This is a genomic window from Streptomyces sp. NPDC048197 (genome assembly GCF_043202395.1).
GTDB lineage: Bacteria > Actinomycetota > Actinomycetes > Streptomycetales > Streptomycetaceae > Streptomyces > Streptomyces siderophoricus.
In genome coordinates, this window is record NZ_JBIDAJ010000015.1 from 69,067 (window position 1) to 86,084 (window position 17,018).

General features: G+C 73.5%; 16 protein-coding genes. 9 read left to right on the forward strand and 7 right to left on the reverse strand.

Annotated elements, in window-relative coordinates:
* The first annotated feature begins 27 nt into the window (after window positions 1-27).
* The gene (locus ACGF4C_RS20755) at window positions 28-507 is read left to right on the forward strand and encodes a MarR family winged helix-turn-helix transcriptional regulator (protein WP_201810844.1); all 480 of its coding nucleotides are present in this window, start codon (window positions 28-30) and stop codon (window positions 505-507) included.
* A gap of 98 nt (window positions 508-605) precedes the next feature.
* On the opposite strand, the gene ACGF4C_RS20760 is transcribed toward ACGF4C_RS20755, so the two are convergent.
* A complete protein-coding gene (locus tag ACGF4C_RS20760) occupies window positions 606-2,063 on the reverse strand; it encodes an MFS transporter (RefSeq protein ID WP_393568126.1) in 1,458 nt (485 codons plus the stop codon).
* 253 nt (window positions 2,064-2,316) lie between these two features.
* On the opposite strand from ACGF4C_RS20760, the gene ACGF4C_RS20765 reads away from it, so the two are divergent.
* The 6 genes from ACGF4C_RS20765 to ACGF4C_RS20790 all read left to right on the forward strand — a co-directional run bounded on the left by ACGF4C_RS20765 (window position 2,317) and on the right by ACGF4C_RS20790 (window position 7,710).
* A complete protein-coding gene (locus ACGF4C_RS20765) occupies window positions 2,317-3,075 on the forward strand; it encodes an SDR family NAD(P)-dependent oxidoreductase (protein WP_393568128.1) in 759 nt (252 codons plus the stop codon).
* A gap of 41 nt (window positions 3,076-3,116) precedes the next feature.
* A complete protein-coding gene (locus tag ACGF4C_RS20770) occupies window positions 3,117-3,605 on the forward strand; it encodes a cupin domain-containing protein (protein ID WP_393568130.1) in 489 nt (162 codons plus the stop codon).
* Window positions 3,606-3,663: 58 nt separating this feature from the next.
* Window positions 3,664-4,632 carry an amidohydrolase family protein gene (locus ACGF4C_RS20775; protein ID WP_393568131.1) on the forward strand — a complete coding sequence of 323 codons (969 nt, stop codon included), beginning with the start codon at window positions 3,664-3,666 and terminating at the stop codon, window positions 4,630-4,632.
* Window positions 4,633-4,832: 200 nt separating this feature from the next.
* A complete protein-coding gene (locus ACGF4C_RS20780; RefSeq protein ID WP_051823293.1) occupies window positions 4,833-5,108 on the forward strand; it encodes a helix-turn-helix transcriptional regulator in 276 nt (91 codons plus the stop codon).
* The gene (locus tag ACGF4C_RS20785) at window positions 5,108-6,397 is read left to right on the forward strand and encodes an MFS transporter (RefSeq protein ID WP_393568133.1); all 1,290 of its coding nucleotides are present in this window, start codon (window positions 5,108-5,110) and stop codon (window positions 6,395-6,397) included. The genes ACGF4C_RS20780 and ACGF4C_RS20785 overlap by 1 nt, the downstream gene beginning before the upstream one ends.
* Before the next feature lie 197 nt (window positions 6,398-6,594).
* The gene (locus ACGF4C_RS20790) at window positions 6,595-7,710 is read left to right on the forward strand and encodes a transaldolase family protein (RefSeq protein ID WP_393568135.1); all 1,116 of its coding nucleotides are present in this window, start codon (window positions 6,595-6,597) and stop codon (window positions 7,708-7,710) included.
* Between the two features lie 12 nt (window positions 7,711-7,722).
* On the opposite strand, the gene pabB is transcribed toward ACGF4C_RS20790, so the two are convergent.
* Both pabB and ACGF4C_RS20800 read right to left on the reverse strand, forming a co-directional pair.
* Window positions 7,723-9,807, reverse strand: a complete 2,085-nt coding sequence (pabB, locus tag ACGF4C_RS20795) for an aminodeoxychorismate synthase component I (RefSeq protein WP_393568137.1) — start codon at window positions 9,805-9,807, stop codon at window positions 7,723-7,725.
* A complete protein-coding gene (locus ACGF4C_RS20800) occupies window positions 9,807-10,517 on the reverse strand; it encodes a 50S ribosomal protein L11 methyltransferase (RefSeq protein ID WP_393568139.1) in 711 nt (236 codons plus the stop codon). The genes pabB and ACGF4C_RS20800 overlap by 1 nt, the downstream gene beginning before the upstream one ends.
* Window positions 10,518-10,799: 282 nt before the next feature.
* On the opposite strand from ACGF4C_RS20800, the gene ACGF4C_RS20805 reads away from it, so the two are divergent.
* A complete protein-coding gene (locus tag ACGF4C_RS20805; RefSeq protein ID WP_393568140.1) occupies window positions 10,800-12,764 on the forward strand; it encodes a helix-turn-helix domain-containing protein in 1,965 nt (654 codons plus the stop codon).
* A 25-nt stretch (window positions 12,765-12,789) separates the two neighbouring features.
* Here ACGF4C_RS20805 and ACGF4C_RS20810 read toward each other — a convergent pair whose 3' ends face one another.
* The 3 genes from ACGF4C_RS20810 to ACGF4C_RS20820 all read right to left on the reverse strand — a co-directional run bounded on the left by ACGF4C_RS20810 (window position 12,790) and on the right by ACGF4C_RS20820 (window position 15,728).
* On the reverse strand, window positions 12,790-14,007 hold the full coding sequence (locus ACGF4C_RS20810) for an IS701 family transposase (protein WP_393568142.1): 1,218 nt from the start codon (window positions 14,005-14,007) through the stop codon (window positions 12,790-12,792).
* Between the two features lie 192 nt (window positions 14,008-14,199).
* Window positions 14,200-14,922 (reverse strand): VC0807 family protein, encoded by a 723-nt coding sequence (locus ACGF4C_RS20815; protein WP_393568293.1) that lies wholly within the window; start codon window positions 14,920-14,922, stop codon window positions 14,200-14,202.
* Window positions 14,923-15,218: 296 nt separating this feature from the next.
* Window positions 15,219-15,728: a MarR family winged helix-turn-helix transcriptional regulator gene (locus ACGF4C_RS20820; RefSeq protein ID WP_393568143.1), complete on the reverse strand. Its 510-nt coding sequence runs from the start codon at window positions 15,726-15,728 to the stop codon at window positions 15,219-15,221.
* A gap of 57 nt (window positions 15,729-15,785) precedes the next feature.
* On the opposite strand from ACGF4C_RS20820, the gene ACGF4C_RS20825 reads away from it, so the two are divergent.
* The gene (locus ACGF4C_RS20825; RefSeq protein ID WP_393568145.1) at window positions 15,786-16,619 is read left to right on the forward strand and encodes an alpha/beta fold hydrolase; all 834 of its coding nucleotides are present in this window, start codon (window positions 15,786-15,788) and stop codon (window positions 16,617-16,619) included.
* 37 nt (window positions 16,620-16,656) lie between these two features.
* Here the strand turns inward: ACGF4C_RS20825 and ACGF4C_RS20830 are convergent, their stop codons facing one another.
* Entirely contained in the window at window positions 16,657-16,992 is a 336-nt protein-coding gene (locus ACGF4C_RS20830; protein ID WP_393568295.1) for a hypothetical protein, read from the reverse strand.
* Window positions 16,993-17,018 lie beyond the last annotated feature (26 nt).

The following is a 17,018-nucleotide window of genomic DNA, read 5'->3' on the forward strand; positions in this document are numbered from 1 at the left end:
CGCGCAGCGATTTGGAGTGTGATCCAGATGACAGACCCGCACCGGGCCCGGCTGTACGAGGAGTTGTCGAGCGAGTCCCGCCGCTACCTGGCGTCCTACGTGCTGTTCAACCAGGCCCTCGCCGACCATCTCGGACTGCACCCGACCGACGTGCAGTGCCTGAGCCTGCTGACGGCGGAGCCCGGACCGCTCACCGTGAAGCAGATCGCCGAGATGACCGGCCTGACCACCGGCTCGGCCACCCGCCTGGTCGACCGGCTGGAACGTGGCGGCTACGTTGCCCGCACACCCGACCAGCAGGACCGCCGCCGCGTCCTGGTCACCCCGGTGCCGGACCGCATCGCCCGCGTCGCCGCGGTGTGGGACGACCTCGGCCGGAGCTGGCAGGCGCTCCTCGACGAGCACACCGAGGACGAGCTGGAGGTGCTCATCCGGCACATGCGGCGGGCCCACGAGCTCAGCCACGCACAGATGGGACGCCTGCGGTCCCGGCCGAAGCCGGACTGAGTTCCGAAAGGCGCGCCGCGCCCCGGCCGGCAATACGGCGGGGGCGGGGAAAGGCCGTTGCCTTCCCTCCGCCCCCGGACGGGGATGCGTCCGTCCCGTCAGGCCGTCGCCGGCACCTCGCGCCGCAACCGCAGGCGGACCGTCAACAGCGTGCCCGCCACGGCGAGTCCGGCGGCCACCCAGAGGGCGGTGGCGTAGCCGGCGGTGAGGGCGTCGGCGCCGGTGGGGGACGCCAGGGACGTGGTGTGTTCGGCGGCGACCGCGGTGAGCACCGCGGCGCCGATCGCGTTGCCGGCCGCCATCGTCGTCTGCACCCAGCCGGACGCGCTGCCCGCGACGTCCTCGGTGAGCCCGCCGGTGCACACCACGTACAGGGACGGCAGGGCCGCGCCGAGCGCCGCGCACCACACCATGGAGGGCAGGACGAAGGCGGTCAGGAGCGGGGCGTGGGCGTCCAGGGCCAGTGCCCACCAGGCGGCCGCGGCAGCCTGGACCAGGAGGGTGGTCAGCAGCGTGCCGACCGCGCCGATCCGGGTGATCAGGCGCCCGGACAGCTGGGAGGCGACCAGGGCGGCGACGTTCGGCGGGACGAGCAGGGCCGCAGCCGGTACGGGGCCGAGGCCGCGCGCCTGCTGGAGGTAGAGGCTGGCGACGGTGAAGCCGCCGAGCAGGATCGCGCCGGCGAGGAGGTTGGCGGCGTTGCCCAGAACGACGTTCGGCATCCGGAACAGCACACGGGGGACGAGCGGGGTGCGGGCGGTGCGCTGGCGGAGGGCGAAGGCCGCGAACAGCGCCGCCGCACCGGCCAGTTCGAGGAGGGTGGCGGGCGCCAGCCAGCCCTGGGCGCCGCCGCGGACCGCCGCGTAGATGACCAGGGTCAGGCCGCCGGTGCAGGCCAGGGCGCCGGTCAGGTCGATGCCGCCGGTGGCGGTGGGGCGGCCCTTGGGGAGCTTGCGCAGCGCCAGGACGAGGACGAGCGCGCCGACCGGGATGTTGATCAGGAAGGCGAGCTGCCAGGCGACGGCGGAGAAGAGGCCGCCGAGCAGCACGCCGGCCGCGCCGCCGACGCCGTTCATGCCGCCCCACAGCACCATGGCCCGGTTGCGTACCGGGCCCTCCTCGAAGAGGTCGGTGACCAGCGCGAACGCGGCCGGTGAGACCAGCGCGGCGCCCAGGCCCTGGGCGACCCGGGCGGCGATCAGCTGCCAGGAGTCGGCGGACAGCGCGCAGGCGAGCGAGGCGACGGTGAAGAGCACCAGGCCGGCGCTGAACAGCCGGCGGCGTCCGAAGGTGTCCGCGGCCTTGCCGCCGACCAGCAGGAACCCGCCGTACGCCAGCATGTAGGCGTCCAGCACCCAGGCGATGGAGGACGGCGAGAAGTCCAGGTCGCGCTGGATGGACGGGATGGCCGAGACGACCATGCTGCCGTCCAGGATGACCATGAACTGGATGACGGCGAGCAGGAAGAAGACCGCCCAGGGGGGCCGGGCGGCGGGTCCTTCCCGGCCGCCGGCCCCGGGACGTGCCCGGAGGTGGGTGTCGGCGATGTCGGTCATGCGGAACTCCCGGTCAGGCAGGGGACGTTGCGGAACCCGCTCGTGCGCGAGGGGTGGACTGCCGGCCAGCGTCCCGCCGTACGGGGGCGGCCCGCATCACGTGTTCCGGGGATGTCCGGCGGGCGGGAACCGGCCACTGTCGGGGGTGCCGGTCCGGCCCCGTGGCCGGACCGGACCAGCCAAGTCGGGTCCATGACGCCTCAGTTGTGCAGCTGAGGGCTCTGACCCGCATGACGACGTGAGGAGTTGTTCCATGGCAGCGCGTTTCGCCGGGAAGGTCGCCCTGGTCACCGGTGGCGGTTCGGGCATCGGCCGCAACACGGCGCTGGCCTTCGCCCGGGAGGGGGCCACCGTGGTGGTCACCGGGCGGACGGCCGCGACGGTCGAGCAGACCGTGAAGCTGATCGAGAGCGAGGGCGGTACCGCCTCGGCCGTGGTGGCGGACGTTTCCGTGCCGGCCGATGTGGCGCGGGTGGTGGCCACTACGGCCGAGCGGTACGGCGCGCTGGACATCGCCTTCAACAATGCCGGCACCTTCACGGCGGGCCCGCTGGCGGAGGTCCCGGACGAGGAGTTCGCGCGGATCCTGGCCACCAACCTCACCAGTGTCTTCCTGTCGATGAAGCACGAAATCGGCTTCATGAAGGAGCACGGCGGCGGGGTGATCGTCAACAACGCCTCCAACCTGGGGCACATCACGCTGCCGGGGCTCGGCGCCTATTCGGCGACCAAGGCCGCGGTCTCCCAGCTGACCCGTACCGCGGCGAAGGAGTACATCGCCGACGGCATCCGGATCAACGCGGTCAGCCCCGGCCCGATCGACACCCCGCTGTGGCCGCTGCTGCCCGGCGAGACCGAGGCGCAGCGGGCCGAGCGGATGGCGAACGGGCTGCCGCTGGGCCGCGCCGGGACGCTGGACGAGTGCAGCTCGGCGGTGCTGTGGCTGGCCGCGGCGGAGTCCGGCTTCGCGGTCGGCCACGACCTGGTCCTCGACGGCGGCGTCAGCGCGTAAGCGACCAACGGGAACGGACACCCCTCACCGGGAAGGGCATCATGAGCTTTTCGCATCCGCGGGCGCCGCGGGCCATCTACGTACCGCCGGGCGCGGGGCTGAGCCGCTGGGTCTTCGGCGACCGCTACACCATCAAGGCCGATGTGCACACCACGAACGGGGCGCTGGGCCTGATGGAGGGCATCGTGCCGCCCGGTGGCGGGCCGCCGCCGCACATCCACCACAAGGAGGACGAGGCGTTCTACCTCCTCGAAGGGGAGCTGGAGCTGCTCAACGGCGACCGGAAACTGACCGCCGAGGCGGGGTCGTTCGTCTTCGTGCCGCACGGCACCGTGCACGGCTTCAAGAACGTGTCCGACCAGCCCTGCAAGATGCTGATCATGTTCCTCCCTGGCGGTGTCGAGCAGTTCTTCGCCGAGGTCGGGACGCCGGCGGACGAGGACACCCCGCCGCCCCCGCCGGAGCAGTACGAGAACGACCTGGCGAACGCGATGCGGATCGTCGAGAAGTACGGCGCGACGTACGTCTGAACGGCGCGACGTACGTCCGACGCCATGGCCCGCACACCGTAAGCGAGAGGAACCGCAGATGAACCGCCTGCCGCCGCTGATCGACGTCCACCACCACGCGATTCCGCCGGCCTATGCGAAAGCGCTGGGAAACCGGGTGGCGATTCCGGGGGTCGACTATCCGACCTGGACGCCGGAGGAGAGCCTTGCGGTGATGGACCGCAACGGAATAGCCACCGCGGTGCTGTCGATCACCGCACCGGGCGTGACCTTCCTCGACGGGGACGAGGACCCCGCCGCGGCCCGCCGGATGGCCCGTACGGTCAATGAGTACTTCGCCGGGCTGATCGAGGCGCACCCGGACCGGTTCGCGGCCTTCGCCGTGCTGCCGCTGTCCGACCCGGCCGCCGCCAAGGACGAACTCGCCTACGCGATGGACGAGTTGAAGCTGGACGGGGCCGGGGTGCTGACCAGCTACCAGGGGCGCTACCTGGGCGATGCGGTGTTCGAGCCGGTGCTGGCCGAGCTGGCCGAGCGCGGGGTGCCGGTGCACGTACACCCCGGGACCCCGCCCACCCGGGACCTGGCGACCTTCGATCTGCCGCCGTCGCTCTACGAGTTCACCTTCGAAACCACGCGTACGGTGGCCAGCCTGCTCTTCAACGGGGTGCTGGACCGGCTGCCGGAGCTGAAGATGATCGTGTCGCACGCGGGCGGCGCCCTGCCGTTCCTCGCCCGGCGGCTGACGTACGGGCCGACCATCGGCCGGTACCTCACCGAGCGGGCGCCCGCGGACGTCATCGGCACCCTGCGCCGGCTCTATTACGACATCGCGATGTCCGCCAATGAATTCGCCCTGCCGGCGCTGCAGAAGCTGGCCGATCCGGCGCGGATCCTCTACGGCAGCGATTTCCCGTTCATGCCGGCCGCGCACACCGCGGAGAACACCGCCGGTTTCGTGGAATACGACGGCTGGGGCGAGGAGGAGCGGGCGGCCGTCGGACGGGCCAACGCCCTGGCCCTCTTCCCCCGGCTGGCCCGTGACTGATGCGGAGTTGACCTAGTCGCGCCCACTTGACGGAGTGGGCGCGCCCGCGTTGTCGCGCCTTCCCGTCCGCGCCGAGACTCGGTGGTGGATCAGTCGTTCTCGCGGCACCGGTGAATGCACCGCAATTTCCCGTGCGGATGCAGCGGTGCGCCTCCTTTCGCATTCACCGGACCGCCGAATTCACGGACGGGACTTTCTCGATGTCCACTCAGTCGTTTTCCAGCACCTGGCGCACGGGCACCCGCGCCTTCGGGTGGGACAGCCTCACCCGGGCCGAACTGCGGGTCGCCCGGCTGGTCGCGGAGGGGCTCACCAACCGCGCGGTCGCCCGGCGGCTGGGCATCTCGCCGCACACCGTCGACACCCATTTACGGCACTCCTTCACCAAGTTGGACATCGGCTCCCGGGTCGAGCTGACCCGGTATGTGCTGCTCCATGACGTCCCCGGCGCCGGCGAGGGCCGTGAGGCGGCGTAGTGTCCACCAGCGCCCAGCTCTCCCCGCCGGCCGCGCCCGCCGCCGCGCTGGCCGCACCCGGGACCGCACCCGGCACCGCGCCCGGCACCGCACCCGGGACCGCGCCCGCGCGCCGTACCGCCGCCGGGCTGCCGGCCCTCCATCTCGCGGCCGCCGTCGGCAACGCCGACTGGCACCTCACCGCGCCGCTGCTCGGGGTGCTCGCCACCGCGCTGCACACGGACCTGGCCACCGTCACGGCCGCGATCGGCGCCTACTCCCTCGGCCAGGGCCTGGCGCTGCCGCTGTGGGGCCGGCTGTCCGACCGGTTCGGACCGCGCCGGGCGCTGCGCTGGGGGCTGGCGGTGGCCGCGCTGTCCGCCGCGGTGGCCGCGGTGGCCGGCGATCCGCGGCTGTGGGTCGCCGCCCGGGCCGCCTGCGGCGCCGGCTTCGCCGCGGTCGCGCCCTGCGCCGGCCTCTACCACGACGCCCTGGGCGCCTTCGCCGACCGCCGGCGCGCCTACGCCCGGATGATGACCCTGACCTCCGCGGTCGCCGTCGGCGCCCCGCTGCTGGCCGGTCTCGCGGCCCGATTCACCAGCTGGCGGGCGGTGTTCGCGGTGGTCGCCCTGCTCGCCGCGGTGCTGGCCCGGCACACCCGCGCGCTGCCGCCGACCGCCACCCCTTCTCCCGTACGGACCCGCGGCCCACGGCCGCGGTCGCTCCGGCTGCGGTCGCCGCGGCCGCTGCGGCTCTTACGGAGCCGCGGACTGTGGGTGCTGGCCGGGCTCGGTGTGGCCGAGGGGCTGGTGCTGCTCGGGGTGCCCGCGCTGCTCGCCCCGACGCTGACCGCGGTCGGCGCCGGCGACCGGGCCGGGCTGCTGGTCACGGTGGTGTACGGCGCGAGCGTCTGCGCCGGTTCGGTCGCGGTGCGGCGGCTGCCCGGGCCCGGCCGGCCTCGGGTACTGCTCGCGGCCGGCGGCGCGGCGGGGCTGCTGGCGACGGTGCTGCTGGCGGTGCGCCCGGCCGTGCCGGTGGTGTTCGCCGCGGCCGTCCTGCTGGGTCTGGCCTGGGGCCCGCTGCACACCACCCTGCAGACCTGGGCGCCCCGGCTGCTGGCGCCCGGCGCCCGCGGTACCGCCGCCTCGGTGCTCGCCATGTCCGGCGTGCTGGCCTGTGCCGCGGGTGTGGCACTGGCTGCCCCGCTGGTCGAACGGGGTGCGCTCACCGTGCTGTTCGGCGCGCTGGGCGGGTTCGCGGCGGTGCTGACGGCGCTCCTCGCCGGCGCCGCACGGCACCTGACGAAGTAGCCGTTCGTCCGCTGCCGGGCCGCTCACCTGCGCCCTATCGTCGAAGCAGACCGGTGACGGTACCCGGCCCCGCCCCGGCTCCCCGCCGCTCACCGCCCCGTCCTTCCCCACTCCCCCCTCGTCCGTCCCCGTCCCCGATCCCCCGGAACGCCCGGCCGCTTGCCCTCGTGCGTTGCCGTGAAGGGAGAGCCGAGCCCATGACCATGCGACAGCACACCCGCGACGGTCTTCAACGCCTGTGCGGTGAGGGCGTTTCGCTCTGGCTCGACGGCCTGGAACGGGACCTGCTGGCGTCGGGCGAACTGGCCAGGATGGCGTCGAAGCGGCCGCTGTCCGGCCTGACCACCTCGGGCCACGACCTTCTCGACGCGGTGGCCGGGCCGGCCTACCGGGCCCAGCTCGACGACTTCACCGAACGCGGCAGCCGCCCCGAGGAGGCGGCCCGCCGGCTGCTGGCCGTCGATGCCCGCTGGGGCTGTGACGTCTTCCTGCGCCGCTACCGGGCGAGCGGCGGCCGGTCCGGGCTGGTGTCCGTCGACCCGGTGCCGGTCACGGAGCGCGCCCTGGCCGCCGAGGCCCGGGCCGCGTGGTGGGCGGTGGACCGGCCCAATCTGCTGCTGAAGCTGCCGGCCACCGACGAGTCGCTGGACGCGATCGCTGAGCTGGTCGGCGAGGGCATCGGCGTGGACGTCACCCCGGTCTTCTCCGTGCACCGCTACGAACAGGTGCAACGGGCCCTGTTCACCGGTCTGGAGCGGGCCCGCCGGGCCGGGCTGCGGCTCGACGGCGTCCACACGGCCGTGTCGCTGCCGGTCGCCCCGCTGGACGCCGCGGTCGATGCCCGGCTCGCCGCGGCCGGTGCGCCGCCCGGCCGCCCGCCCATGGGCCGTACCGCGCTCGCCCACGCCCGGCTGGTCTACCACGCGTACGAGCACGGGCTGGCCGGGGACCGCTGGCGTGCGCTGGCCGCGGCGGGTGCCCGGCCGCCGCGGCTGGTGTGGACCGCCACCGAGGCGCACGGGCCGGCCGGGCCCGACACCCGCTATGCCGACGGGCTGGTGGCCTGGGGCGTGACCAGCGCGCTGACCCCGCGGACGCTGGAGGCGGTGTCCCGGCGGGCGCTGCTGAGCGGGGACACGCTCTCCGGCCGGCATGTCTCGGCCCGGTTGGACCTGGCCGTGCTCACCGAGTTCGGGGTGTGCCTGCGGCAGCTGGCGGGCGAGTTGGAGCGGGCCTGGCTGGCCGACCGCCGGGCCGCCTGGGAGGAGTTGCGCGAACGCGTCGGCAAGCTCCTGGGCGGCCCGGTCGGCTGACCGGTGGTGTGGTCAGGCGGGCTGCGGGGCCGGCCGGCGGCCGGGGAAGTCCGCGTCGGTCAGGGCCAGCAGGGGCGCCGCCTTGACCGCGGTCTCCTCGAACTCCGCCTCGGGGCAGGACAGCGCGACGATCGCGCCGCCGGTGCCGTAGCGGACCCGGCCCGGGGTGAGCACCACGGTGCGGATGACGATGCTCAGGTCCGCGGCGCCGGAGAGCGAGAAGTAGCCGATCGCCCCGGAGTAGACGCCGCGCGGGCCGCCCTCCAGACGGTCGATGATCTGCATGGTGCGGATCTTGGGCGCGCCGGTCATCGAGCCGCCGGGGAAGGCGGCCCGGACGCAGTCCACCGCCGAGCGTTCCGGGCGGAGCCGGGCGCGGACGGTGCTGACGAGCTGGTGCACGGTCTCGTAGCTCTCCACGCGGAACAGGTCGTCGGCCCGTACGCTGCCCGGCTCGGCGCAGCGGCCCAGGTCGTTGCGGACCAGGTCGACGATCATCAGGTTCTCCGAGCGGTCCTTCTCGTCGGCCCGCAGCTGGTCGCGGAGCGCCGCGTCCTCGGCGGGGGTGGCGCCGCGCGGCCGGGTGCCCTTGATGGGCCGGGATTCGGCGATCCGGTCCGCGCCGATGCGGAGGAACCGTTCCGGGGAGGTGCTCAGGACGGCCGTCTCCCCGAAGGCGAGCAGCGCCCCGAACGGCGCCGGGCCGACCCGCCGCAGCGTCCGGTAGGCGTCCCAGGGGTCGAGGTCGCCGTCCGCCTCGGCCATGTTGGTCAGGCACACCTCGTAGGTCTCGCCGGCGGCGATCTCCTCCTGGCACTCCTCGATGAGGCGGAGGTACCGCTCCCGGTCGTGCCGCAGCCGCAGGTCGCGCAGCGGCTGCGGGGCGGCCGGCGGGGCGGGGGTGCGGCCGGCCAGTGCGGTGATCCGCCGGGCGGTGTCCGCGAGCCAGGTGCGGGCGGCGTCCGGGTGCCCGTCCTCGGCGAGGGCGAGCAGGTAGGTGGTGCCGTCCAGATGGTCGAGGACGACGGCGCGGTCGGCGAAGACCATGGTGGCGTCCGGTTCGGTCGAGCGGTGCGCCCGCTCGCCGCCGCACTGGGCCTTGAGTTCGTAGCCGAGGTAGCCGACCCAGCCGAGCGCGAAGTCGCAAGGGAGATCGGGGTGTTGGACGTCGAGGCCGCGCAGGTCGTGGTCGAGCCAGTCCAGGAACGGCCGGTGGCTGACCGTGGTGGTGCCCGCGCCGGTGACGGTGACCGTGGTGGCGGTGACGTCGGCGTGCGCGACCCGGGCGAGCGGGCCGGCGGCGTCCCCCATGACGGAGAACCGTCCGCGGTCGGCGTCCTGCCGGGAGGCGTCCAGCCAGTAGGCGTACGGCCCGCCGCGGAAGAGCGCGTCGAAGACCACTTCGTCGGCCGCGCGGGTGGGCACGGTCTCGACCAGTACCTCCAGGCGGCGCGGCGGAGGGGCGTCGTCCGCGGGCGCCTGGGCCGCCGGGGCGAGCCGCGGCCGTGGCCGGGCCGGCCGGTGGGCCCGGGCCAGCTCGACGAAGTTGCGGATCAGCCGGTGGCCGTCCGCGGTGCAGATGGATTCTGGGTGGAACTGGACGCCCCACAGGGGTCGGTGGCGGTGGCGCAGCGCCATCAGCACCCCGTCCGGCGTCCAGGCGGTCGCCTCCAGTTCGGCGGGCAGGTCGGTGACGGTCAGCGAGTGGTAGCGCACCACTTCGGTGGGCGAGGGGATGCCGGCGAACAGTCCGGTGCCGTCGTGGAGGACGGGGGAGGTACGGCCGTGCCGGGGCTCGGGGGCGCGGCGGACGGTGCCGCCGTGCCAGTGGGCCAGGCCCTGGTGGCCCAGGCAGATGCCGAGCAGCGGCAGTTCGCAGGTCTGCACGATCTCGCGGCAGATGCCGAAGTCGGCGGCGCGCTCCGGGGTGCCGGGTCCCGGGGAGAGCACGACGGCGTCGAAGTCGTCGAGCGTCTCCGGGCGCCAGTCCGGGTCGTCGTTGCGGATGACCACCGGGTGCTCGCCGGTGACGTCGGCCATCTGGTGGACGAGGTTGTAGGTGAAGGAGTCGTAGTTGTCGACCAGGAGGATGCGCATCAGGCGGCCACCACCTGGAGGAGCAGGTGCTCGACGGTGTCCGGGCCGTCCTGGATCTCCCGCCGGCGCCGGGTGAGCAGTTTCCGGCCGGTCTCCTCGGCCAGGCCGTACAGCACGTCCAGGTCGCCGCGGCTGCTGAAGTGGAGGTAGGCGCTGCCGCCCGGTGTGGTCCAGCGGGGCGCCTCGGTGAGGTACCGGCGGTGGGCCTCGTAGCCGGGGTCGACGTAGGCGCATTCCTGGGCGGTGCGGTAGCGGTAATCGGCCGGTGCGAGCACGTAGTTGGAGTGCCAGAAGACCATGTCGAAGCGTTCATGGGCGGGCAGGGCCGCGAACAGGTCGCTGTAGACGGCGCGCAGCCGGTCGGCGACGCCGTGCCGGCGGGCGTTGCGGGCGGTGTTGCGGACGGCCTGCGGGTTGATGTCGGTGGCCACCACCCGGTCGCAGCCCATCAGCGCCGCCATCACCGCGACGATGCCGGTGCCCGACCCGATCTCCAGCAGGGAGCCGCGGCGGGGCAGCTGCACCTCCTCGAAGCAGCCGAGGAATTCCAGCGAAACTCCGGTGGAGGGCGCGTAGTTCGGGGCGAAGACCTCGTCGAGGAGGTCCCATTCGCGGCCGCGGAGGGTGAAGACGTCCGGCCGGTCCGCGCGGGTGCGGGCACGCTCACTGCGTTCGAGCGAGCGGGTGTAGTCCTGAACTGCTGCACGCATCATGGTCCCCCGTGCCGTTGACATTGTGGCCGGTACGGCTCTCCTGCCGCACCGGGTGCCCACTCTGTCTCACCCAGACCTTTGGCCAGAAGGTCACCAGGCAACACACTCCGGGGCCCCGGCCGGTGTCCTGAACACCCTCGACCGGACGGATTTGTTCCATCTCCACCGGGTAAACGTCTTCCTTCGCGTCATTGGCTCAGTCCAACGTTGACTGCCCCGGCCCGACCCTCTACGTTCAACCCAGGCGCGAGGGGGGATTCGCCATGCGGGGGGTTGTTTGTGTTTTCGCGTCCTGAGACGGCTGCCGATGCGGTCGCCGTCCTCGAACTGCTCGCGCAGGAAGCCCCGCCCAGCGCCTTCGACGCCCTCGTCCATGACGCCCGGGCCGCCGGCGCCCCGCCCGAACACCTCGCCCGGCTCTCCCGCGCCCGCGATCTCGGGTTACGGGTCCAGGCCCTCTTCCAGCACCGCGAACAGCGTGAGGCGGGCCTCAACGCCCTGGTGGAGACGGCCCGCGACCTCACCCTCCCGTACACCCTCCACGCGCTGCTGAAGGTGATCACCCGGCGGGCCCGGCTGCTGCTGCACGTGGACATGTCCTACATCAGCTTCCCGGACGGGACGGACGGCGACCCGGGCGGCGATTTCTACGTCCACACCGCGGACGGCCAGACCACCGCGCTGACCGAGGGCATGCCGGTGCCCGGCGCCTCCGGACTGACCTCGGACGTCCAGGGCGGCTCGGCCCCGTTCTGGACCCCTGACTACCTCTCCGACGAGCGCATCGCGCACTCCGAGGTCATCGACGGGGTGGTGCGCGCCGAGGGGCTGCGCGCGGTCCTCGCGGTCCCGCTGCGGCACGCCGACTCCTTCCTCGGGGTGTTGTACTGCGCCGACCGCAAGGTCCGGCACTTCACCCCGGACGAGATCGCGCTGATGACCTCGCTCGCCGACCTGGCGGCGGTGGCGATCGAGAAGTCCCGCACCTTGAACACCGTCCAGGCCGAGATCGCCGAGCTCGAACTCGCCGTGTCCGCGGCCAAGTCCGGTCTGGCGGAGGCGTTACGCGGCCAGGACGCACAGGCCCGGCTGACCGGTCTGCTGCTGGAGGGCGGCGATCTGCACGCGCTGGCCCAGCTGGCCGGCGAGGAGCTGGAGGCCGCGGTGCTGGTCGTCGGACCGGACGGGGCCACCCTCGCCCCGGCCGGCGAACGGCCCGGCCCGGAGCCCGAGGTGCTGGCCCGGGCCGCCCTCGACGCGCACCACCACCACCGGCCGGCCCGGCTGCCGGACGGCACCTGGGTCGCCCCGGTCGCCGCCGGCGCCGAGGACCTCGGCACGCTCGTGGTCCGGCCGTCCGGCACCGGCGAGATCGACCAGCGGCTGATGGCGCAGACCGCCCGCACCGCCGCCGTCATGCAGCTGATGCTGCGCAGCACGACCATCGCCGAGAGCCAGATCCGCGACGCCTTCTTCGACGATCTGCTCACCGTCCCGCACGGGCAGACCGAGCAGCTCCAGGAGCGGGCCCGCCGGCTCTCCATCGACCTGGGCCGGCCGCACGTCGTGGTGGTCGCCCGGCCCGAGGGCGGCGCCCAGGGCCGGGCCCTGATCTGGGCCTCGTCGTACACCTACCGGATGGGCGGGCTGCGCAGCATCCGGGACGGGGTGATCTCGCTGCTGCTGCCCGGCGCGGACGCGGGCGCCGCCGCCAAGGCGGTCTCCGACGCGCTCACGCCGCTGCTCGACCATCCCGTCACGGTCGGCGCGGCGGGCCCGTTCACCGGCCTGGAGCCGGTGCGCCCGGCGTTCCAGGAGGCGATGCGCTGTCTGGACGCGCTGGCCGCGCTGGACTGCCACGGCACCACCGCCTCCGCCCGCGACCTGGGCTTCCTCGGTGTGCTGCTGGGTGACGTCCGGGACGTCTCCGGCTTCATCGAGGACGCCATCGGCCCGGTGCTCGCCTACGACGCCCAGCGGTTCACCCAGCTCGTGCCGACCCTGGAGGCGTACTTCGACGCCGGCGGCAGCCCGACGTACGCGGCCGAGGCGCTGCACGTCCACCCCAACACCGTCTCCCGACGGCTGGAGCGGATCACCGAACTCCTCGGCCCGGACTGGCAGAAGCCCGCCCAGACCCTGGAGATCCAGCTCGCCCTGCGCCTCCAGCGGGTGCGCGGCGCGCTCCGCCCGTACGAGGACGGCCCCGCGGCGCCGCCGCCGGCCCACCGCCCGCTGCCTTGAGGCCCGGCCGGGACCGCGGCGTCGTTCACCCGGCCCGCTGCACGCTCTCCACACCGCCCAGGATGCGGACCGCGTGTGCGGCCGAGGCGAGCGTGGTGTGCCGGTGCCAGCCCTCGTAGGACCGGCCCTCGAAGTCCATCAGGCCCACCTGCGAGGAGACTTCGACGACGTCCCGGTCCACCCGCAGCGCCAGTTTGCCCAGCCGTAGCACCTGGCCGGGGGTGGCCCCGCGCAGATCGCTCAGCCAGTAGTGGCCGGACCCGCCGCGCGCCGCGTCCCACTCACCGGCCAGCAGGAACGGCCGGCTCCGCGGCACTCCGGCGAGGTGCACCCGGACGCCCGCGACCTGGGTGCGGCGCACCGTTCCGGCCAGCGGGTCGTACCAGTCGACCGGCCGGCGCAGGGTACGGACCATGTGCAGCAGCTGCTGGGCGGAGAACTCCCGGCCGGCCGGGCCCGGCAGCGCCGGATCGGCCGGCACGACCCGGGCGGTCCCGGAGGTGACGGCCACCAGCGGCAGCCCGGTCTCCGCGAACTGCCGTACCGCCGCAAGGAGTTCGACGCCGGGCAGGTCCAGGACGACGGGCCGGGCGCTGACGCCCCAGCCACCGCCGATCCCGGTCACGGTCGCCGCGGCGCAGCCCACCGGGGTCGCCGCGAGCCGCTCGTCCGGCGCGCCGCCCTCCTGGTCGCCGGCCCCGAGCAGCTGCCAGTCGACCGGGACGGCGGCGTGCGCGGTGGCGGCCCACGCGCCCAGCGCCTGCTGGCCGTTGACGACCTGACCGAGCCAGGGGATGTAGCGCCGCTCGACGCCGACGGAGTGGTGTCCGGCCTTGGGGATGACGATCGGCCGCACCACCCAGGCCTCCGGGCGCAGCACCTGGTCGACGTAGCGGGCCAGCGCCGCGCGCATCGGCCGCCAGTGCCAGGTGGAGGAGCTGATGAAGTGGTGCAGGCTCTGCTCGGCGGTGCGGCCGCCGACGAAGGAGGCGATGTTGCGGATCGACTTGCGGCCCTGCGCGGACAGCAGGCCGCGCAGGTACTGCTCACCCTTGCGCCGCTGGTCACTTCGGGCCAGCGAGGCGAAGAGCATCGCGCCGAGCTCGTCGATCAGCGCGTCCGACGCCCGCTCGGGCAGTGTGTGGTAGGCGGACCGCACCCGTCGGGTCCGGCCGCGGCCGAACGCCAGGGCGTCGACCACGTCGGCGCCGGGTGCTTCAAGGACGGTGGACCGGGCTCCCATCGGACTCCCCCTTCATCCGGTTCGTGGAGTCCACCCTGCGGTCCCGCTTCCCCCGGCGCCCAGGTGTGCCCGGCACACACCTTCGCCCTCCGTGTGCCTACCGGACCACCGACAACGTCGCTGGCCAGCGCGTTTTCCACAGAAGAGGGGTGGTGACCAGGTCACCACCCCTCCCCTGCGCCGCCCGGAGCGTCAGCTTCCGGCCCCCACCGGCTCCGCCGCCGCGTCGACCGCGCCCGGCCCGGCCCCGTCCGCGGAAGCGTCCGCTCCGGCCATCCGCCCGGCCTCTGCCGCGACCATCTTCTCCATCGGGTCGGCGCAGCTGCCGCCGCCGACGACCATCGCCACCAGAATGGCCACGACCGTCAGCACCGTCCCCAGCCAGACCATGGTGTCCACGGGCAGGGTGTACGCACCGACCACCTTGAGCACGCACTCGGTCAGCAGCGCGGTCCCCCAGATCACCGAGAACCGCCGCTCGGCCCGCCGGAACGCCGCGGATCCCGCCAGCAGCCGGTCCCAGGCGGCGTCCCCGGCCGTGCTGCCCTTCGTCACGAAGGGCTTGAGGCCCGCCGTCATCAGCGGCCGCTTCGACCGCACGGAGAGCAGGATCACGATGCCGACGGTGCTGCTCACCGCGCTGTCCTTGGCCATCATCAGCCGGGCGTCACCGGCCACCGCGGTCATCGCCAGCCCGACGACGTTCACCACGAGGATCAGCAGGGCCAGACCGTTGACCCGGCGACTGGCGACCAGGTCCCACACGGTCCGCAGGGCCGGCACCACACTGCTCCAGCCCAGCGCCGCCACCGTGCTGAGCCCGAAGCCGTTCTTGAGGACGTAGTACGAGGCGATCGGAATCCCCGCGTCCACGATCAGCGGAACGAAGCTCCGCAGCACGTCCTTCCCCGACATCTCCCGCGTGCCCGGCTCCCCCGGCCTGCCCGGCTTACCCTGCTTGCCCTCGGCGACGGACTGCTTCGAACTCACGGCTTTCTCCCCCAAAATGAGACGGTGACCAGCTGACGGCGTCCCCCGGTGCCGACCTGCGCGCCACCGTCCTCCGCAACACCCTCAGCTTCCCGCAGGGCTCCGCCCGCCCAACAGCCCCGTCTGTCCTGCCTTCACCGTGACATTTGTCAGTGCGGGAAGGCCCACCTGGCGGTACGGGAAGACCCCTCCCCTCCCCGCCGGGCCGGGCCGGTCCGGGCTCAGTTGACCTCGACGTCGTCGAAGAGGTCCAGCATGCTCCGGAGGACCCGCAGGCACGCCGTCACCTCGGCATCGGTCAGATCGCCGCCGACCTGGCGCAGCAGCGCCCGTTCCCGGGCCGTCACCGCCGTGATGGCCGCCCGGCCGGCCTCGGTCAGCCGGATCAGCGAGGACCGCTGGTGCGCGGGGTTCGGGACGCTCTCGACCAGCTCCCCGGCCGCGGCGTCGTTGACCATGCGCTGCACGAACTGCCGGCTGAGCGCCTGCGCCCGGCCCATCTGCGGGACGGTCATCGGCCCGTGCTCCCGAAGCAGGTCCAGGACCGCGCGCACGCCGACGGAGAGCCCCTCGATCGGCGCGTTCAGTTCCACCTTGCGCTGCACCCGCCGGTACAACGGGCCCACCAGGGCGAACACTTCGGTGAGCCGGCGGGCCAGGTCATCGGGCTCAAGCGGCTCATGGGGCTTACGGGGCGTACGGGGCTTACGGGTCTGGTCGGTATCGGTCACCGCACCAGAATGACACCTTGGTTGCCATGAACCCAAGGTCATGACACCTTGATTGTCATGACAGACGCCCGAGAGATGCACTCTTTCGCGTACGGGAACGGCCACCTCGCCTACCGGGACATCGGTCGCGGCCTCCCGCTGGTCCTGCTGCACGCCGGCTTCTTCGATCACCGCATGTGGGACGACCAGGTGGCGGCGCTCGCCGCGCACCACCGGGTCATCACCCCCGACGCCCGTGGACACGGCGACTCCTCCAACGCGGACCGGCCGTTCCGGCCCACCGACGACGTGGCCGCACTGCTGCGCCACCTCGGCGTCGGCCCGGCGGTGCTCATCGGCGTCTCGATGGGGGCAAGTACCGCCGTGGACACCGCACTTGAGCACCCGGAGCTGGTACGCGCCCTGGTGGTCAGCGGCGCCGGCACCAGCGAGCCGGAATGGCGCGACCCCTGGGTCGCGGAGGTGCGGGCCGCGGAGGCCGCGGCGCTGGCCGCCGGTGACATCGAGGGCTGGATCGACGCCTTCGTACGCTTCGCGGCCGGCCCGCACCGCACGCTCGACGACGTCCGCCCGGAGGTCGTCGCCCGGCTGCGGGAAATGGCCCGGCACACCATCGGCAAGCACACCGCCGACGAGAAGGACTGGCTGGTGCCGGTCTCCGACACCTGGGCGCGTGCGGCCTCGATCACCGTGCCCGTCCTGTCCGTCAACGGCGCCCTGGACTCCAGCGACCACCTCGGCATGGCCGAACGGCTCGTCCGCACGGTGGCCAACGGCCGCATCACGACGATCGAGGACACCGCGCACTTCCCCTCCATGGAACGGCCGGACGCGTTCACCGCCGAACTGCTGCCGTTCCTGGAGTCCCTGGACCTCCACGCGCCGTCCTGACGGGGGCCCGGCGCAGTACCTGGAGAGCGCGCCGCGGTCAGTTACGGGCGACGCGCAGCGCATCGCCCAGCGCCTCGGCGAGCCGCCGCGAGAGATAGCGGAACTCACGGTCCGGCACCTTCGGATCGGCATGCATCGCCCGTGCGTGGCGCAGCAGTTCCTCGCCGATGTCCAGTTGCATCTCCTCGATGCTGTCGGCGAGGTCGGACACCGGCCCGCCCGCAGCGTCGCTGATCAGGAAACAGGACCGGTCGTCCGGCGTGGTCCAGGGCAGCAGCCTCATCCGCGGAGCCCCGCCTTCGGCAGCATCGGGCAACCCCGAACGCTCGGAAAGTTCGGATCCTGGTGGTTCGTTCATCATGCGGACAAGCATCTGCACGCGCATCTAGCCTGGCCACA